Source organism: Cupriavidus sp. 05L411, assembly GCF_056398045.1.
Map to the genome: position 1 here is coordinate 76346 of NZ_JBFTOQ010000015.1, position 17427 is coordinate 93772.

A 17427-nucleotide genomic window follows, 5' to 3' on the forward strand; every position below is an offset into this window, starting at 1 on the left:
TCACCCGCAATCGGAGCTGGCATGGACCGCCGCCGCTTCCTGATCGCCGGCGCTGGCGCGGGCGGCCTGGGCTTGCTATCCGGCTGCGATCGCCTGGGCGACGATGCCAGCCGCTTCCTGGCCGGCGTCGGCCTGCGCGAGCCCATGCCCGTGGTGCTGCGCCCCGGCATGGCCGAGGGCCACGCGCTGCGCGATGCCGCCAGCTGGCCGTCGACCGTTTCCGCGCAGGATGAGATCGTGACCGACGTCGCCATCCTCGGCGGTGGCGTGGCCGGGCTCAGCGCCGCGTGGCAGCTGGCGCGCGGCGGCCTGAAGGATTTCCTGCTTGTGGATGGCCCGGAGTTCGGCGGCAACGCGGCAGCCGGAAGTTTTGGCGGCGACCTGGCCTTCCCGCGCGGCGCGCACTATCTGCCGCTGCCCTCGCCCGAATCCACGCACATCCGCGAGATGCTGGCCGACACCGGCGTGATCCAGCGCGACCCGTTCGCCGCGCGGCCCGAGTTCGACGAGCGCGCGCTGGTGCATGCGCCGGACGAGCGCCTGTTCTTCGATGGCAAGTGGCACGACGGTCTGCTGCCTGGTGACGCCGCGCCGGACGAGGAAGCGGCGCAGCACGCGCGCTTTCTCGCGCGCGTCGAGCAGCTCAAGAGCGCGCGCGGCAGCGACGGCCGCAAGGCCTTTGCCATCCCGCTGGCGCTGGCCTCGCAAGACCCGGCCTGGACCCGGCTTGACCAGCAAAGCATGCGGCAGTGGATGCTGGCCGAAGGCTTTACCGCGCCTACCCTGCACACCTATGTGGACTACTGTTGCCGCGACGACTACGGCGCGGGGCACGAGCTGATCTCGGCCTGGGCCGGCCTGTACTACTTCGCCAGCCGCGCGGGCCATGCAAGCGATGCGGCCGACGGCGCCGTGCTGACCTGGCCGGATGGATTGCACGCGCTGGTGACGCGGCTCTCGGCACGGATCGATGCGCACCGCGGCGTCAAACCTGGCGCCCAGCCCTGGCGCCGTCCCGGCATGGCGCTGCAAGTGCAGGAGCAGGGCCGTGGGGTGTCGGTGCTGTGCGCCTGGTGGCCGGATGGCGTTGGCGCCCGGCCGCCGCGCATCTACCGCATCCGCGCGCGCCGCGTGATCTGCGCCATGCCCCTGCATGTGGCCGCCCGCGTGGCGCCGCTGCGCGAGTTCGGCTTCGACCCGGCGCGCCACCTGCCGCCCACTGCGTCCTGGATGGTGTCCAGCTTCCGCCTGCAGGGCTTCCCGCCGGAAGCGCCGGGCGTGCCGCTGGCGTGGGACAACGTGGTGCACGGCGGACGCGGGCTGGGCTATGTGGTGAGTACCCATCAACTGATCCGGCAGGCAAAGCCAGCAGCCACGGTCTTTACCGCGTACTGTCCGCTGGACTTTGCGGCCAGTCCCGGCGCGGCGCCGCGCTCGCTCGCCGACACCCGCCGCTGGCTGGCCGAGGCCGGCGCCGCCGAGCTGATGGACTATGCCACCACCGATCTGCGCACGGTCTACGGGCGCGCCTTCTGGCGCCACGCGGATGCGGTGGAAATCACGGTGCGCGGGCACGCCATGGCCTCGCCGCGCACGGGCTTTCTGGGTAATGCCGGCGCCGCGGCCCTGCGCGCGGCCGATGGCCGCATCCTGTTTGCCCATGCGGACCTGTCCGGCGTGTCGGTGTTCGAGGAGGCGGCGTGGTGGGGTACGCGTGCCGCGCGGAATATCCTGGGCTGAGCGCAGCGGAGTGATGCTTTCGCCATAACATGCCGCGGCGCCGCATCCTGTAGAATTCTTTGCTCGATTTCGTGTCGAACCCCCTGACACGCGATCCCAACCCCAATTTTTGTGCGCGCAATCCGCTTCCTGCTGCTGCTCCTGATGCTTGCCGTCATGCCCTTCCAAAGCTGGGCAGGCGTGCGCACGTGCGCAGTGGGCAACACGGTGCAGGCGGATTCGTGTAGCACCTTGGCACAAGACGCCGCTGTCGCCACGGCTGACGATGCGGGCCATGCTGCCGCCATCGATGCCAGCGGAGCCCCGGGCCCCGCTGACGTTGGCAGTGCCGGCGACGCCAAGGATCCCTCGCAGCCCGGCGCCGACCTTGCCGAATCCCTGTTGCCGGCCTCGCCCCCGCGCTTTACCGCAGGGCTTGCCCGCAGCGCAGCGCCCGCGCACCACGCGGGCGTCATGCCCGACCCCGACCTCCCCCTTCAGCAGCGCCCTCCCAGCGCCTGAGTCTCCCCCGCGCCGCGTGCGCTGGCCTTGCGTGCGCTCGTAGTCAGGTTCCCGGTTTTCCTGTCGTTAGTCTCCTGCACGCGGCGCGCCTGGCTTGGGCGCTGCGCGTGCTTGCGATGCGCGCCCCTGTTTTCACCATGGCATTGATCACTTCCTCACACAAAAAATGAAACGCGTCCTGCTCTTCCTGGCGACCAACCTCGCCGTCATGCTTGTCCTCAGCTTCACCGCCAGCTTGCTCGGCGTGAACCGCTTCCTCACCGGCAACGGCCTCAACCTTGGCATGCTGCTGGCATTCGCTGCGCTGATGGGCTTCGGTGGTTCCTTCATCTCGCTGCTGATGTCCAAGACCATCGCCAAGTGGTCGACCGGCGCGCAAGTCATCACCCAGCCCAGCAACGGCACCGAAGTCTGGCTGGTGCAGACCGTGCTGAAGCTGGCCGACCGCGCCGGCCTGCCGATGCCTGAAGTCGCCATCTATGAAGGCGAAGCCAATGCGTTTGCCACCGGCGCCACCAAGAAAAGCTCGCTGGTCGCCGTTTCCACGGGCTTGCTGCAAACCATGTCGCACGACGAAGTGGAGGCCGTGCTCGCGCACGAAGTCGCCCACATCGCCAATGGCGACATGGTCACGCTCACGCTGATCCAGGGTGTGGTCAACACCTTCGTGATCTTCCTGGCGCGCGTGGTGGGCTACTTCGTGGATTCGATGCTGCGCAAGAACGATGAGGAATCGAGCGGCCCCGGCATCGGCTACATGATCACGGTGGTGGTATGCGAGATCGTGTTCGGCATCCTGGCCAGCATCATCGTGGCCACCTTCTCGCGCCATCGCGAATACCGTGCCGATGCCGGCGCGGCCAAGCTCATGGGCAGCCCCACGCCGATGGTGGCGGCGCTGCGCCGGCTGGGCGGCCTGGACTCCGAAGGCCTGCCGCAGAACATGCAGGCGATGGGCATTGCCGGTGGCAAGTCGTGGCTCTCGCTGTTCTCCAGCCACCCGCCGATCGAGCAGCGCATTGCCGCGTTGCAAGCTAAGGCCTGAGGTCCTTGCCGGGCTCCTCTGGCCTCGCGCGGAACGCTGCCCGATAGCGTTCCGGCGTGGTCTGCACATGCCGCTGGAACGCCTGCCGCATCACGTCGGCGTTGGCAAATCCAGTCGCACGGGCGATGCCATCCAGGCGTCGCCCATCTTCCTCCAGCATCCTGCGCACCGCTTCCACACGTAGCCGTTCCACGTAGCGCGCCGGCGTCTCGCCGACCTGCCGCGCGAACACGCGCGCGAAGTTGCGCGGGCTCATCGCCACGCGCTCGGCCAGCACCTGCACCGACAGGTCGCGCGCCAGGTGCTCCGCCATCCAGGCCTGCAATTCACGCAACTCCGGGCTTTGCGCGCTCTGCGCCTGCAGCAGCGTGGAGAACTGTGCCTGGCTGCCGGGACGGCGCAGGAACAGCACCAGTTCGCGCGCCACGGCCAGCGAGGCGGCATGGCCGAGATCGTCCTCCACCAAGGCCAGCGCCAGGTCCATGCCAGCGGTCACGCCGGCCGAGGTGTACAGATCGCCCGCGCGGATCCAGATCGGGTCCGGGTCCACCTGTACCAGCGGATGGCGCTGCGCCAGCCGCGCGGCGTGCCGCCAGTGCGTGGTGGCGCGATGGCGGTCCAGCAGCCCGGTGCGCGCCAGCACGAACGCGCCGGTGCAGACCGCGCCGAGGCGGCGCACGCGCGGTGCCTGCGTGCGGATCCAGTCAATCAGGCGCGCGTCGTTGGCTGCCGCGGCGTGGCCTGAGCCGCCGGCGATCAGCAAGGTGTCGATCGGCCCGGGCAGCATGTCGCCGATGCGATGATACGGCGCGTCGGCCAGCAGCCGGATCCCGCTTTCAGTGCACACCAGGCCGTCGTCGCGCACGCTGGCAACGCGGATGTCGTAGGCCGGCGAGGCCCGGCCGGGGAGCCGGTTGGCATGGCCGAAGACCGCGCTGGGCCCGGTCACGTCGAGTTCCTGCGCCGGGTCCGGCGCGACGAGCACGACGATGCGCGGCGGATCATTCGGCAAGGGATGGCTGGCAGGCATGGACGGTGACCCAGGGCGAGAGTGTGCGTGCGCGAGTGCGGTTGCCGCCGATCATACCGGCGCCGGCGCTTATCCGGCCAGCACCGCCGCGCGCGGCGTGCCGCGCTGCCAGCCTAGCGTGACCAGCAGCGCCACCGCCAGCGCCGGCAGCACGGCGAGGTTGACGGCCTGCCAGCCATAGCGGTACAGCACCTGCCCGGCCGCGAGCGTGGCCAGCGCGGTCACCGCGGCGGCGGAGAATTCGGCCAGCGCCTGGGTCCGCGCGCGCTCGGCGGGCCGGTAGCTTTCCGCCAGCAGCGTGGTGCCGCCAACAAACATGAAATTCCAGCCAATGCCAAGGCACAACAAGGCGACATAAAAGGCTGGCAACGCCGTCGAGGCCAGGGCCACGAGCGAACCCATTGCAGCGAGCGCGATGCCGCACATCAACATCGGCCCGCGCCCGAAGCGCTGCAGCAGCCAGCCGGAGAAGAAGGACGGCGCGTACATGCCCACCAGGTGCCACTCGATGATCTGCGCGCCCTGCGTGATGGTATGGCTGCATGCCACCGCGGCAATCGGCGTGGCAGTCATCACGAACATCATCACCGCGTTGCCGATGCCGTTGTTGGCAAACGCCGCCAGGAATACCGGCTGGCGCGCGATCTCGGCGAGCGGGCGCGCGGGCAACGCCGCGGCGCCGTGATCGGCCGCTGCCGCGCCTGCCTGCGCCTTTGGCTCGCGGTAGCCAAGCGCCAGCAGCAAGACCGTGGCCATCCCGAACGCCGCGACCACCGCATACGATCCGGCAAAGGGCTGCGCCACCATCAGGTCGCTGCTCCACGCGGCGATGGCGGGCCCGCACACCGCGGCCACCACGCCGCCGGTGAGCACGGTGGAAATGGCGCGCGGCTTATCCACAGGCGCGGCGGCGTCCGCCGCGGCCAGCCGGTAAAAGCGCGCGAACGCCTGGAACACGCCGACCAGCGCCGTGCCCACGCAGAACGCCACGAAGTCATGGTGCGAGATGGCCCACACCGACACCAGCCCGCCCGCGCAGCACGCTAGCCCGCCGAGCGAAAAAGCGATGCGGCGCCCCAGCCGCTCAATCAGGAAGGCGGCCGCGATGGCTGTGAGCGCCGACGCCACCGTGATCAGCGCGAACGGCAGCGTGGCCAGCGCCTTGTCGGGCGCGAGCGTGTAGCCGACCAGCCCGGTCAGGGTCAGGTCGACCGACAGCGCCGAAGTGAACAGGGCCTGGCAGATTGCCAGGACCCGGGCTTGGGACATCGCGGGACGTGCCATTGTGGCGCTCCGGTGAGGAAGAGGCGGGGATGGCACCGAGCGTACGAAAAGCGCGAGCGTGGCGGCTGACAATGATCCGCAGAATCCTGCCAACTCGCTCCTGGCCGGGCTAGTTGAACACGTCCTGGCGGTAACGTCCCTGTGCCACCATGCCCGCCAGCCAGTCGGAGGCCGCGGCCTCGCTCATGCCGCCCTGCTGCGCCGCGATCTCGATCAGCGTGCGCCGCACCGCCGGCGCCATCTGCCGGCCGTCACCGCACACATAGATCGTGGCGCCGTCCTGCAGCATCGCCCAAATGGCCTGGCGATCGCGCCATAGCAGATGCTGCACATAGCGCTGGTCCGCAGCGGCGGTAGTGGAGTAAGCCGCATGCGCCTGCACCACGCCCTCGGCCTGCCAGCGGGCCACATCATCGCGGTACAGCCAGTCGTGCCCGGGATGGCGGCAGCCGTAATAGAACTGGCTGGCGGCTACCGCCTGTCCGGCGGCCTTCTGCGCCGCGCGCTCTTCCAGGAAGCCGCGGAACGGCGCGATGCCCGTGCCTGGCCCGACCAGGATCATCGGCCGCGCCGGATCGGGATCGGGCGCGAAGGCCGGGTTGGGCGTGCGGATCGCGGCCGCCACCACCGCGCCCGGCGCGAGTCCTTGCAGCCAGGTGGATGCCACGCCACGGAACATGCCGCGTCCCGAAAGCGCGGGCGACCACACGGTGCCGACCGTGATCGTCGCCACATCCGGTGAGACCAGGGGCGACGACGCGATGGAATAGAAGCGCGGCCGCATCGGCACCGTGCAAGCCAGCAGGCCCGGCAGCGTGAGCGCGATGGCGGGGTGGCTGACCAGCACATCCACCAGCCCCAGCCGCTGCGAGGCCACGCGCGCCGCGTAGCCCTCTTGCGCGTGGTCCGAGCCGAGCCGCTCCAGCGCCGCGCGCGTGAACGGGCAACGTGTGTATTGCAGCAGCGTGCGCAGCGTCTGGCGCGACACCACATCTTGCAGCTCGATGAAATGCGTCAGCAGTTCGCGCAAGGGCAATGCCTCGTCCAGTGGCAGCCCGCGCGCGGCGCAGCCAGGCGCGGCGGACAGCGTCACCATGGCGTCGGGATCGAGATCGAGCCGCTCGCACAGGTCCCGCACGGTAGCGGGATGGTTCTGTGGATACACCGCAAGATGATCGCCGCTCGCGTAGCTTGCGCCTTCCGGCAGGCGCAGCTGAATGTCGCGCGTGGCGGTGCGCGGCGCTTCCAGCGCGAAGTCCCACAGACCCGCCGGATCGTTCACCAGTTCCGTGTTGGCCAGCACCGTGAAGGCTTGCGTCGACGGCGGCAGCGTGCTGGCACGGATGGTGGCGATATCGCGCAGCCGCACCGCGATCTGGCTGGCGCCCGCCGCATCGGGTGCCGCGCCCTGCTCCACGCGCAGCGCCTGCAGCGATTGCCACAGCGCGGCGAGCCACGACTCGGCAGCCTGGTCGAAGTCGCCATTGCCATCCGCCTCGCCGCGCGCAAGCAAAGGCGCCGCGCCAGCCGCGCTGAAGAAGTCGTGCAGCCGCTTGGGGAATGCCTGGTACGTAGCCCATTGCGAATTGCCGCAGCCTAGCAACGCAAAGCGCAGGCCTTCTGCGCGGTAGCCGCCGGCATCGCCGCTATCGAGCATCGCTTCGAAGCGTCGCGCTGAATCGGGTGCGCGCCCGTTGTAGGTCGCCGCGACGATCACGGCGAGCCCATCGGTGGGCAACGTGCCCACGGCTTCGTCCAGGTCGCGCAGCGTGGCGGCAAAGCCGGCCGCCAGCGCGCCGGCGTGAATCTGCTCGGCCAGCTCGCGCGCGGTGCCCAGGCTGGAGCCGCACAGCACGGCAAGGGGCTGGCCGTTGCCGCGCACCGCCGGGGGTTGCGACTGCACGCTGGCGGCGCCGGCCGCAGCCGAAGCGGCGATGCGCTCATGGGCACGGCGCCGCCGCGCGCGCAGCGTGAACGCATCCGGCTTCAGGGTCAGCGTTTCCTTGATGCGGAACTGGTAGTCGTGCGGATCGCTGAACTGGAAATTGCGCAGCATCAGGGCCAGCGCGAGCTTGGCTTCGGTCAGCGCGAACTGGCGGCCGATGCAGGCGCGCTCGCCATTGCCGAACGGCTTGTAGGCGTGGGGATGGATCCTGGCCTCGTTCTCGGGCAGGAAGCGGTCGATGTCGAAGGTCTCCGGATCGGCCCACACTTTCGGGTCGCGGTGCAGCGCGGTGAGCACCACCGAGATGCGCCGATCCTTGCGGATCAGGTAACGCCCGCCGATCACCGTGTCCTCGAATGGCGCCACCGCAAAGGCGGGCGCCGTGGGCCACAGGCGCAGCGTTTCCTTGAGCACGCGGTCAATCACCTGCAGCTTCGCCAGGTCGGCATAGACCGGCGGCGTGTCGCCCGGCAGCACCGCGTCCACCTCGGCATAGGCTTGCGCCAGCACGCCGGGATGGCGCAGCAGCTCATACAGCGCGAACGTGAGCAGGCCGCTGGTGGTCTCGTGCCCCGCGATCAGGAAGGTGATGACCTGGTTGCGGATGTTCACGTCGTCCAGGCGCTGGTCGGTGTCGGGGTCGCGCGCCTCCAGCATCAGGTTGAGCAGGTCGTGCGCGGGCGGCTGGCCGGCGCTATTGCCGGCCGCGGCGCGGCGCTGCCGCACCACGTCATCCACCAGCTCTCGCATGTACTGGATATCGTCAGCGAACTTGCGGTGCGCCTTGTGCATGAACTTGTCCTGCAGCGCAAAGCGCGTGAGCTTGCCCATGGCCTCCTCGAGCGCGCCGACCATGGCGTCGATAAAGGGATGGAGCTGCTCGCGCGAGAACGAATCGAAGTCATAGCCGAAGCCAGACAGCGCGATGGTGTCCAGCGTGAGCCGGGTCATGTCGTCGGCGATCGGGATGTCGGTGTCGGCGCCCTGGCGGTCCCACTTGTCGACCAACCGGTTGGCCACGCGCAGCATCACGTCGAAGTAGCCCTTCATCGCGCGCTGGCTGAAGGCGGGCATCAGGATGCGGTGAGCACGGCCCCAGTTCTCTTCCTCGGCGTGCGCGGTGAACAGGCCGTCGCCAGCCAGGTCGCGCAGGTAAGACAGCGGCGGCCCGACGATCTTGCGAAAGTGCTGCCCATCCGACAGCTCGCCCACCAGCGCGGCGTCGCTCACGAACGCCACCCGGCGCCCGGCGAAATCCAGTTCGAAAATGCCATCGAAGGCACGGCTGCGCGCCAGCAGGTGCTGCCCGACCTTGCCCGGCGTGACCTGCAACAGGTTGCCGACCAGTGGCCAGCCCGGGTCGCGCGGGATTGGTTCGAGCGAGCGTGCGGGCTGCGCCGCCGGAATGGTTGCTGCGGTTGCCGAGGTTGCGGCCGGAGCGGCGGAGGCAGGAGTGGAGGCGCGCTGCATGTTCAGGTCACCAGATGGTAGTCGGCGGGCGAAACGCCGGGGTTGGGCCAAGGGGCTCAGACGCCGCCCTGTGTCTCTTGTTTGTTTTTCTGTTTTCTGCCGGGTGCATGGCGTACATGGCGTACATGACGTACATGACGTACATGACGTACATGACGTACAAGGCTATCCCTGCAAGTCGACGTAGACAACCGTCTACTTTTGCAGCAAAGTAGACGAATGTAGACCGAGTGTCAATTCCAAACCGGATTCGCTCAAGCCGGCGTATTCAAGCCGGTGTATCCCGGCCTTAACTTTTTTGCCTGACATCATGGAAGACATTGCCGGCGGCAAACGCAAACTGATCGACGCGGCGCTGCGCCTGGCCGCAGCCAGGCGCAGCTTCGCCGGCCTCGGCCTGCGCGAGCTGGCGCGCGAAGCGGGGCTGAACCCCAACACCTTCTATCGCCACTTCCGCGACATGGAAGACCTGGCGCTGACCGCCGTGGCCGAGGTCGGCAACGAACTGCGGCCCATGCTGCGCGCGGTGCGCTGGGCGGTGGCGCAGGACAACCCGGGCGAGGTCGCCACCCGCGCCTGCGACGCCTTCTTCGCCTACGCCGATGCCCACCCCGACGCCTTCTTTGTCGGCGTGTGCGGCAGCACCGGCCCGCAGCCGGCGCTGCGCGAAGCGGTGCGCCAGGTGCTGGCGGATATCGCCGGCGAGATGGCGGAAGACATCGAGAGGCTGGCGCTCTGCCCGGGCCTGTCGCGCCCCATCGTCGACGACCTCTGCGGCTACGTGGTGTCCTACCTGTTTCACCTGTCGACGGACTATCTCGAAGATAACGCCAAGGGACGCCGCCTGCGCATCCAGCAATCCAAGCAGTTGATCAGCTGGCTGCTGCGCGGCGCAGCCGAACAGCAGCGGGCGCAGGATCAGCCGGCGCCCGTACCCGCACCTGCGCGCAAGCGCAAGCCAACGGAACGCCGGCCGCACTGAGCGCGCCGGCCGCTGCGGCTGCGGCTGCGTTTGCAATGCGGGCGGCAAGCGCCCGAACAAGCGGCTGAACGCCTGCCCTGCCGGGTCTCCTCGGTATTTTCCCTGAGCCAGCCGCGCAACGGCGGGAAAGCTGGATGAAGGCTTGCCATGCCTACGATGCAGGGGCTTCTCTCATGGCCGGGACACGCGTCCCGCCCGCGAGCAGCCGGATTCATCGACAAGACTAGCGAGCCCCGAGGAGATCAACTTGAAAGCCAAAACCAAAACCACAGCCCTCGCGCTGGCAATCGGCGCGGCCTTTGCCGGCCACGCCAACGCGCAATCGAACGTGACGCTGTATGGCCTCATCGACACCACCATCAGCACCATCAGCAACGCCGACGCCAAGGGTGACCGCCTCACCGGCTACCACCAGCCGGCGTGGTTCAGCGGCAACCGCTGGGGCCTGACCGGCGCGGAAGACATCGGCTTCGGCACCAAGGTGATCTTCAAGCTGGAGAGCGAATTCCAGAGCTACAACGGCGCGATGGACACCCCCGGCGTGCTGTTCAACCGCGACGCCTGGGTCGGCATCAACAGCGATGTCTTCGGCAAGCTGACCTTTGGCCGCCAGAATGCACTCGGGCGCGACCCGATGGCTTCGGGCCTCTATGGAGACCCCTACGGCCCGGCCGCGATCACGACTGAGGAAGGCGGCTACACCAACAACAACAACTTCAAGCAGCTGGTGTTCTACGCGGGCAGCGCCACCGGCACGCGCATGGACAACGGCGTGGTGTGGAAGAAGCTGTTCGACAACGGCCTGACCGCCGGCGCGGGTTACCAGTTCGGCGAAGTGCCGGGCGCGCCGTCGCGCAACACCACGGAGACGGTCACCCTGGGCTACAACGGCGGGAACTTCCACGTCTCGAGCTTCTTCACGCAGGCCAACGTGAATGGCCAGCGCAACCGAACCTATTCGGCTGGCGGCAACTATGTGTGGGGCATCGTGCGCGCCAGCGCGGGCTATTTCCACTACACCGCGGAGCAGGGCGCGCTGGGCCAGCGCAAGGACGACGCCTACACTGTGTCGCTCAAGATCGACCCGGCAGGCGCCTTCGACTATGAGATCGGCTACCAGATGATGAAGGCCGGCCACGCCGCCCTGAATGCCGACGGCTTCACCATCAATGCTTATGGCAACACCGCTGGCTCCACCGCGACCGACAGCGGCCGCAAGAACACGGTGTACGGCTCGATCTTCTACCACTTCTCGAAGCGCACCGAGGTCTATCTCGCGGCCGACTACATGTTCCTGCAGCACGGCTATCACGCCGCGCAATCGAACGGCTTCGCGCACCAGAGCGAATTCGCGGTGGGCATGCGCACGCGCTTCTGACCCCCGTTGCATCGGCCTGCGCCTGGCGGCGCGGGCCTGGCTCCGAACTTTCCTTGTCCCGGCCACAAGCCGGGTTTTTTTCGCCTGGCGGCATCGTTCCGTGCTTCAGGCGTGCTGCCATCTCCGACTTGTGAGAGATGGGCCGGGGTGAGAGGGAGAGACAGCCGTCGTGATGGCGTGCGGTGTTGGCCGATCCGTCGGCTTCGTTCAATGCCACTGGTCTGCTCCCCTCTCCCACTTGTGGGAGAGGGGCCGGGGGAGAGGGCGGGCGCTCGCAGGAAGTCCGGCGAACCAAGTAAAAAGGCCCACCCCGACGGGGAGTCGGCGTGGGCAAGGGAGATGGCGTCCCGGCGCGTGCGTAGCGCTATTGCGCTGTGCCGCCGCGACGTAAGGTCAGGCCAGGTTACCTGGCTTCCATTTAAGCAGGCGGTTTTCCAGCGTGGTCAGCAAGAAATCCGCGGCAAGCGCTACCACCGCCAGCACGATCATGGCGGCGAACACGCCGCTGGCATTGAAGGCGCCCTGCGCCGTGGCGATCAGCAGGCCGATGCCCTGCTTGGAGCCCAGGAACTCGCCCACCACGGCGCCGACCAGCGCGAAGCCGAAGCTGACGTGCAGGCTGGCCAGGATCCAGCTCAACGCCGACGGCACCACCACGGCGAAGGTCAGCTGCCGTTTGGAAGCGCCGAGGATCTGCGCATTGGCGATCAGGTAGCGGTCGGCTTCGCGCACGCCCTGGAAGGCATTGCCGAACACCACGAAGAACACCATCACCACCGCCAGTGCCACCTTGGAGGCCATGCCCAGGCCCAGCGCGATCACGAAGATCGAGCCCAGCACCACGCGTGGAATGGAGTTGGCAATCTGGATGTAGATGCTGAACACATCGGCCAGCAGCTTGTTGCGCCCGAGCACGATGCCGCAGATCACGCCGGCGACCGAGCCGATCAGGAAGCCCAGCCCGGTCTCTTCCAGCGTGACCGCCACCTGCTCCAGCAGCGGGCCCTGCGAGGTGCCGTTGACGAACCAGTCATAGATCTGCTCCGCAATCAGCGAGGGCATGGAGAAGAAGAACGGGTCGATCCAGTGCAGCCGCCCCGCCAGCTCCCAACCGCCCAGCGCCACCACCAGCAAGGCAATGCGCAGGGTGATGATCAGTTGGCGGCGCCGGCGCATGGCTAGCCTGGCTTCCCGTTCAAAGACGTCGAGTTCGTCGGCAAGGGCCGTGTTTGCTTCCATATTCATTGGTATTGGCATTGGCGTTGGCATTGGCATTGGCTACGGTTGGCGGCGCAGCATCAGTCGATGTGGACTTCTTCGCGCAGATCGGCCCAGATCTCGCGCGACAGTTCGACAAAGTGCTTTTCGTAGCGGATCTCCGAAGTCACGCGCGGGCGTGGCAGGTCGATCTCATAGACACGCTTGAGGGTGGCCGGACGCGCGGTCAGCACGAAGACCCTGTCAGCCATGGCGATGGCTTCTTCCAGGTCGTGCGTGACGAACACCACCGAGCCGGCGTTCTGCGACCAGAGCTGCAGCAGTTCGTCCTGCATCAGCGTGCGGGTCTGCATGTCCAGCGCGCTGAATGGCTCGTCCATCAGCAGGATCTGCGGATTGTTGATGAAGGTCTGCGCCAGCGCCACGCGCTTGCGCATGCCGCCCGACAACTGATGCGGGTAGTGGTTGCTGAACTTGGCCAGGCCGACCTTGCGCACCCATTCCTCGGCCAGGCCATAGGCCTGGTCGCGGCCGGCGCCGCGGAACAGCGGCCCGGCCGCCACGTTGTGCAGCACCGAGCGCCACGGGAAGACCGCATCGGCCTGGAACACGAAGCCGATGCGCGGATCGATGCCGGTCACGCGTTTGCCCATCAGGCGCACCTCGCCGGTGCTCGGCTTGAGCAAGCCGGTGATCAGGCTCAGTGTGGTCGATTTGCCGCATCCCGTCGGCCCGACGATGGCGACGAACTCGCCCTTGCCCACACACATGGAGAAGTCGCGCAACGCCACGGTGGCAGTGCCATCGGGGGCGATGAAGCGGCAGGAGACACGCTCGAATTCGATGGCCGGCGCATCTTGCGGCACGGTATTGGTCATGAGGTTTCCTTGCAGTGCGCGCGCGCCGGCGGCGCGAACCGGTTGTTCGCCTGGCGCCTCACTTGGCGGCGCGGTCGACGAACTCGTTGGTAAAGGTGCGGCCCAGTTCGATGTGCTTGCCCTTGACCGTCGGATCGAACGAGGCGAGCACCTTGAGCACCGTTTCGGGGCCGCCGGCGGGCATTCTGCCGTCGTCGGTGAACATGGGCAGCGAGGCGCCCAGGGCCTTGACGTAGAGCTCGCGGTTATTGCCGTAGTAGTCCTTGGGCATCTTCTGCGCGATCTCCTCAGCGCTGTGGGTCTTGATAAAGCGCATGGTCTTGACGAAGGCGCGCGCCAGCTTCTGCACCTGCTCCTTGTGTCCCTCCACCCAGGTGCGCTGCATATAGAGGCTGGAGGCCGGATAGAGCCCGCCCAGCGCCTGGGTGGTACCCTCGGCCGTGCGCATGTCGACCAGCACCTGCGCCTCACCGGTCTTGAGCAATTGCGAGATGGTGGGCTCGGTGGTCATGCCGGCATCGATGCGGCTCTGGCGGATCGCGGCCATGAAACTGTTATCGGCGCCGACCGGCAGCACCGTGTACTGGCTGGGCGCCACACCCGCCTTGAAGGCCAGGTACTGCGTCAGGAAGTTGGTCGACGAGCCCAGGCCCGTCACACCGAGCGTCTTGCCTTTCACATCGGCCATGCTCTTGATCTGGCCGGCCGCACGCGTGGCCACCATCTCCACCTCGCCCGGCACCTTGCCGAACACCACCACGGCCTCCACTTCCTTGCCCTTGCTCTGCAGATCGATGGTGTGATCGTAGAAGCCCACCACGCCCTGCACCGCGCCGGCCAGCAGTTCGTTTTCGGCGTCGACCCCGGCCGGCTGCGAGAGGATCTCGACATCGAGCCCCTCCTCCTTGAAGTAGCCCAGCTGCTCGGTCAGCCTGGCCGGCAGGTAGATGATCTTGGTCGCGCCGCCCACCATGATCGACAGCTTTGCATCGGCCGCCTGCGCCGTGTGCGCAGCTGCAAGTGCTGCAAGTGCTGCGGAGGCCACGGCAAGCGTGCCCTTCCTGTATGCATTCATCTTTGTCTCCCTTGTTTTGCTGGCGCCAGGTCTTGGTGGCCGGGGCATGATTGGGCTCTGGTTACGGCGTGCCTCCGCGCTCGCCGGGGCCACAGCGCGGGGTTCGAAGCATTCTAGGCAGCGCAAACCTTCACGCAGCTTTCGCCGCATCTCAGGGAATATCCCGATGCGGTGCTGTGTCTGCGGCGTGGCGGGCAGTGGTAAAAGGAGACCCCGGCAACAGTAGGTCCTCACCAGAGCGGTTCATGAAGGTATTGCTGATCGAAGACAACGCTTCGCTCATCCACTGGCTCGCGAGGCTGCTGAAGGAAGAGCGCTTCATGGTCGATACCGCGCTGGACGGCGAGTACGCCGATCAGTTGCTGCAGACGCAGAGCTACGACGTGGTGCTGCTAGACCTGCAGATCCCGCGCCTGGCTGGCAAGAGCGTATTGCGCCGGCTGCGCGCGCGCCGCAACAACGTGCCGGTGCTGGTGGTGACCGCAAGCGCGTCGGTCGACGAAAAAGTGGAGTGCCTGGGCCTGGGCGCCGACGACTACCTCGTCAAGCCGTTCGAAGTGCGGGAGCTGGTCGCGCGCATCAAAGCCCTGGCGCGGCGGCAGACCGGGGAGAAGCAAGCCGAACTGGCTTGCGGCGACCTCACTTACAACACCGACACGCGGCAATTCTATGTCGCGGGCGAGCTGCTTTCGCTGCGGCTGAAGGAGCACACCGCACTGGAAATCCTGATGATGCGGCTCGGCAAGACCGTGTCCAAGGCGAGCCTCATGTCGGGCGTGTATTCGCTCGACGAGGAGGCTAGCGAGGACGCCATCGAGATCTATATCCATCGCATCCGCAAGAAGCTCGAGGGCTGCCAGGCCACCATCATGACGCTGCGCGGCCTGGGCTACCTGCTGCAGCAAAAGCAATGATGCACAGCCTGCGCGTACGGTTGCTGCTATGGCTGCTGGTGCCGCTGGCGGGCTTTGTGGGCATCAGCAGCTATGCCGCCTACCTGAGTGCGGCCGATACCGCAAACCGCGTGCAAGACCGCGCGCTGCAAGCCTCGGCCGACGTCATTGCGGGCCACATCGCGTGGGCGGATGGACGTATCACGGTGCAGGTGCCACCATCGGCGCTGTCCCTGTTCGACTCGCCCTATGGCGACCACGTTTTCTACAACGTGGTCGACGATCACGGCCGGATCCTGGCAGGTAACCCGCGCTTCGAGCAGCCACCGATGGCGGGCGCCGCCAGCCCCGTGTTCTACGCTTCCCGTTTCCAGTCGCAGCCGGTGCGGGTAGTGCAAGCCACCCGCACGATGTTCGATTCCGGCGAGGCCCGCAAGGTCACCGTCACCGTGGGGCAGACACTGAATGGCAATCACGAGCTGGTTCGCAGCCTGCGCATGCCGGCGCTGCTGCGCGAAGTGGTGATGCTGGTGCTGGCCGTGGGACTGGTGATGATCGGGCTCACGGTGGAGCTGAGCCCGCTTCTGCGCGTGAAAGACGAAGTGGCGGGACGCGACCCGATGGATCTGGTACCGGTGAGCGCAATCGACCTGCCGCAGGAGTTGCGGCCCATTGTCGAGGCGATCAACCAGTGCATCCAGCGCCTGAACGAATATGTGCGCCAGCAAAAGCGCTTTATCGCCGATGCCGCGCACCAGATCCGCACGCCGCTCGCGGTGCTGGGGGCGCAGCTGGAGTTTGCCGCGCGGGTGGACGATGAAGCCAGGCTGCGCGAGATCCTCGGCTCGATGGAGACCAGCACACAGGCCATGACCAACCTGGCCAACAAGCTGCTGCTGCTGTCGCAGGCCGAAGCCGCGCGCAGCGCCGGTGCCGCGCAACAAGGCGCGGACCTGGTGCCGCTGGTGACCGCCGTGCTGGAAGACATGGTGGTGCTGGCGCAGCGCAAGGGCATAGACCTGGGCGCCGAGCTGGCGGTCGACAGTGCACGGGTGAGCGTCAACGAGTGGATGATGGCGGCCGTGGTCTCGAACCTGGTCGACAACGCGATCCGCTATACGCCGGCGCAAGGCCAGGTCACCGTGGCCGTGACGCTCGAGGCGAAAAGTGCCGTCCTCGCGGTGAGCGACAACGGCCCCGGCATTCCCGCCGAAGCGCGGCCCAAGATATTCGATCGCTTCTATCGCAACGCGCTGCCGAACCAGGAAGGCAGCGGCCTGGGGCTTGCCATCGTCAAGGAGATCGTGCTGACGGCGCAAGGCCAGGTAAGCCTGAGCCCGGGCATCGGCGGGCGCGGCGTCACGCTGACGGTGCGCCTGCCTCTGGCCACCTGAGTGCCAGCGCCGATGTCAGCTTCGATGCCAGGCGGCGGCGTGAGACAAAAGTGCCAGCGCGGGCGCGCCGCCCTCAGAGGCCGTTTCAAAATGAAGCGAAGCGGTTCTGGCTAGGCGCGCGGCCGCAGACAGTACAAGTGGTACGGCCAAGACCGCGCAACGACGCCAGCATCTTTTTGAAACGGCCTCTTAGTCCACCACCTTGCCGCGCTGCGCCTTGACCTGGCTGCGCTGGCTCTTGCCTTCGAGGCGCCGCATCTTCGAGCCGAAGGTGGGCCGCGTGGGACGGCGCGTGCGCGGCGGCGTAGCCACGCTGCGCACCAGGTCGTGCAGGCGCTGCACGGCCTCCTCCCGATTCATCTCCAGGCTGCGGTGTTGCTGCGCCTTGATCACCACCACGCCATCGCGCGTGATGCGGTGGTCATGCAGCTGCAGCAGCCGCGCCTTGTGCCCTTCTTCCAGCGACGAGGCGCGGACATCGAAACGCAGGTGGACCGCGTTGGACACCTTGTTGATGTTCTGCCCGCCCGCGCCTTGCGCGCGGATCGCGGTGATCTCGTATTCGGTGTGGAGGATGGTGATGTCGGGCTGCAT

14 protein-coding genes are annotated in these 17427 nt (G+C 67.4%); 7 read left to right on the forward strand and 7 right to left on the reverse strand.

The genetic code is table 11. From position 1 onward, the window contains the following. Positions 1-21: 21 nt before the first annotated feature. From AC1DQR_RS19325 to htpX, 3 genes are all read left to right on the forward strand, one after another. Entirely contained in the window at positions 22-1740 is a 1719-nt protein-coding gene (locus tag AC1DQR_RS19325) for an NAD(P)-binding protein (RefSeq protein ID WP_477133566.1), read from the forward strand. A 111-nt stretch (positions 1741-1851) separates the two neighbouring features. Next, a complete protein-coding gene (locus AC1DQR_RS19330; RefSeq protein WP_416049935.1) occupies positions 1852-2241 on the forward strand; it encodes a hypothetical protein in 390 nt (129 codons plus the stop codon). A 166-nt stretch (positions 2242-2407) separates the two neighbouring features. Continuing rightward, entirely contained in the window at positions 2408-3286 is an 879-nt protein-coding gene (gene htpX, locus AC1DQR_RS19335; RefSeq protein ID WP_416049936.1) for a protease HtpX, read from the forward strand. Here the strand turns inward: htpX and AC1DQR_RS19340 are convergent. The 3 genes from AC1DQR_RS19340 to AC1DQR_RS19350 all read right to left on the reverse strand — a co-directional run bounded on the left by AC1DQR_RS19340 (position 3276) and on the right by AC1DQR_RS19350 (position 9015). Then, positions 3276-4316: a GlxA family transcriptional regulator gene (locus tag AC1DQR_RS19340; protein WP_416049937.1), complete on the reverse strand. Its 1041-nt coding sequence runs from the start codon at positions 4314-4316 to the stop codon at positions 3276-3278. The two genes, htpX and AC1DQR_RS19340, sit on opposite strands and share 11 nt — an antisense overlap. A 69-nt stretch (positions 4317-4385) precedes the next feature. Continuing rightward, positions 4386-5600 (reverse strand): MFS transporter, encoded by a 1215-nt coding sequence (locus tag AC1DQR_RS19345; protein WP_477133567.1) that lies wholly within the window; start codon positions 5598-5600, stop codon positions 4386-4388. A 109-nt stretch (positions 5601-5709) separates the two neighbouring features. Next, positions 5710-9015: a bifunctional cytochrome P450/NADPH--P450 reductase gene (locus tag AC1DQR_RS19350; RefSeq protein ID WP_477133568.1), complete on the reverse strand. Its 3306-nt coding sequence runs from the start codon at positions 9013-9015 to the stop codon at positions 5710-5712. Between the two features lie 310 nt (positions 9016-9325). Here AC1DQR_RS19350 and AC1DQR_RS19355 point away from each other — a divergent pair, with 310 nt between their 5' ends. Continuing rightward, entirely contained in the window at positions 9326-9997 is a 672-nt protein-coding gene (locus tag AC1DQR_RS19355) for a TetR family transcriptional regulator (protein ID WP_253929147.1), read from the forward strand. Positions 9998-10244: 247 nt separating this feature from the next. After that, entirely contained in the window at positions 10245-11375 is a 1131-nt protein-coding gene (locus AC1DQR_RS19360) for a porin (RefSeq protein WP_416049940.1), read from the forward strand. Positions 11376-11768: 393 nt separating this feature from the next. On the opposite strand, the gene AC1DQR_RS19365 is transcribed toward AC1DQR_RS19360, so the two are convergent. Genes AC1DQR_RS19365 through AC1DQR_RS19375 form a run of 3 tightly spaced genes read right to left on the reverse strand, consistent with a single transcriptional unit; the run spans position 11769 to position 14546 of the window. After that, positions 11769-12632 carry an ABC transporter permease gene (locus AC1DQR_RS19365; RefSeq protein ID WP_174425798.1) on the reverse strand — a complete coding sequence of 288 codons (864 nt, stop codon included), beginning with the start codon at positions 12630-12632 and terminating at the stop codon, positions 11769-11771. Positions 12633-12673: 41 nt separating this feature from the next. Next, a complete protein-coding gene (locus AC1DQR_RS19370) occupies positions 12674-13471 on the reverse strand; it encodes an ABC transporter ATP-binding protein (RefSeq protein ID WP_183034058.1) in 798 nt (265 codons plus the stop codon). A gap of 58 nt (positions 13472-13529) precedes the next feature. Further along, positions 13530-14546, reverse strand: coding sequence for an ABC transporter substrate-binding protein (locus AC1DQR_RS19375; protein ID WP_416049941.1), 1017 nt, complete (start codon positions 14544-14546; stop codon positions 13530-13532). 245 nt (positions 14547-14791) lie between these two features. Here AC1DQR_RS19375 and AC1DQR_RS19380 point away from each other — a divergent pair, with 245 nt between their 5' ends. Continuing rightward, the gene (locus AC1DQR_RS19380) at positions 14792-15460 is read left to right on the forward strand and encodes a response regulator (RefSeq protein ID WP_183034060.1); all 669 of its coding nucleotides are present in this window, start codon (positions 14792-14794) and stop codon (positions 15458-15460) included. Then, positions 15457-16833: a sensor histidine kinase N-terminal domain-containing protein gene (locus tag AC1DQR_RS19385; RefSeq protein WP_477133569.1), complete on the forward strand. Its 1377-nt coding sequence runs from the start codon at positions 15457-15459 to the stop codon at positions 16831-16833. The genes AC1DQR_RS19380 and AC1DQR_RS19385 overlap by 4 nt, the downstream gene beginning before the upstream one ends. 189 nt (positions 16834-17022) lie before the next feature. On the opposite strand, the gene arfB is transcribed toward AC1DQR_RS19385, so the two are convergent. Further along, a complete protein-coding gene (arfB, locus tag AC1DQR_RS19390) occupies positions 17023-17427 on the reverse strand; it encodes an alternative ribosome rescue aminoacyl-tRNA hydrolase ArfB (RefSeq protein ID WP_150992873.1) in 405 nt (134 codons plus the stop codon).

Bases quoted from the DNA above. Each gene is read 5' to 3' on its own strand.
- AC1DQR_RS19325 (WP_477133566.1), top strand. From the start codon at position 22: ATGGACCGCCGCCGCTTCCTGATCGCCGGCGCTGGCGCGGGCGGCCTG.
- htpX (WP_416049936.1), top strand. From the start codon at position 2,408: ATGAAACGCGTCCTGCTCTTCCTGGCGACCAACCTCGCCGTCATGCTT.
- AC1DQR_RS19340 (WP_416049937.1), bottom strand. From the start codon at position 4,316: ATGCCTGCCAGCCATCCCTTGCCGAATGATCCGCCGCGCATCGTCGTG.
- AC1DQR_RS19345 (WP_477133567.1), bottom strand. From the start codon at position 5,600: ATGGCACGTCCCGCGATGTCCCAAGCCCGGGTCCTGGCAATCTGCCAG.
- AC1DQR_RS19350 (WP_477133568.1), bottom strand. From the start codon at position 9,015: ATGCAGCGCGCCTCCACTCCTGCCTCCGCCGCTCCGGCCGCAACCTCG.
- AC1DQR_RS19355 (WP_253929147.1), top strand. From the start codon at position 9,326: ATGGAAGACATTGCCGGCGGCAAACGCAAACTGATCGACGCGGCGCTG.
- AC1DQR_RS19365 (WP_174425798.1), bottom strand. From the start codon at position 12,632: ATGCCAATACCAATGAATATGGAAGCAAACACGGCCCTTGCCGACGAA.
- AC1DQR_RS19370 (WP_183034058.1), bottom strand. From the start codon at position 13,471: ATGACCAATACCGTGCCGCAAGATGCGCCGGCCATCGAATTCGAGCGT.
- AC1DQR_RS19375 (WP_416049941.1), bottom strand. From the start codon at position 14,546: ATGAATGCATACAGGAAGGGCACGCTTGCCGTGGCCTCCGCAGCACTT.
- AC1DQR_RS19380 (WP_183034060.1), top strand. From the start codon at position 14,792: ATGAAGGTATTGCTGATCGAAGACAACGCTTCGCTCATCCACTGGCTC.
- AC1DQR_RS19385 (WP_477133569.1), top strand. From the start codon at position 15,457: ATGATGCACAGCCTGCGCGTACGGTTGCTGCTATGGCTGCTGGTGCCG.
- arfB (WP_150992873.1), bottom strand. From the start codon at position 17,427: ATGCAGCCCGACATCACCATCCTCCACACCGAATACGAGATCACCGCG.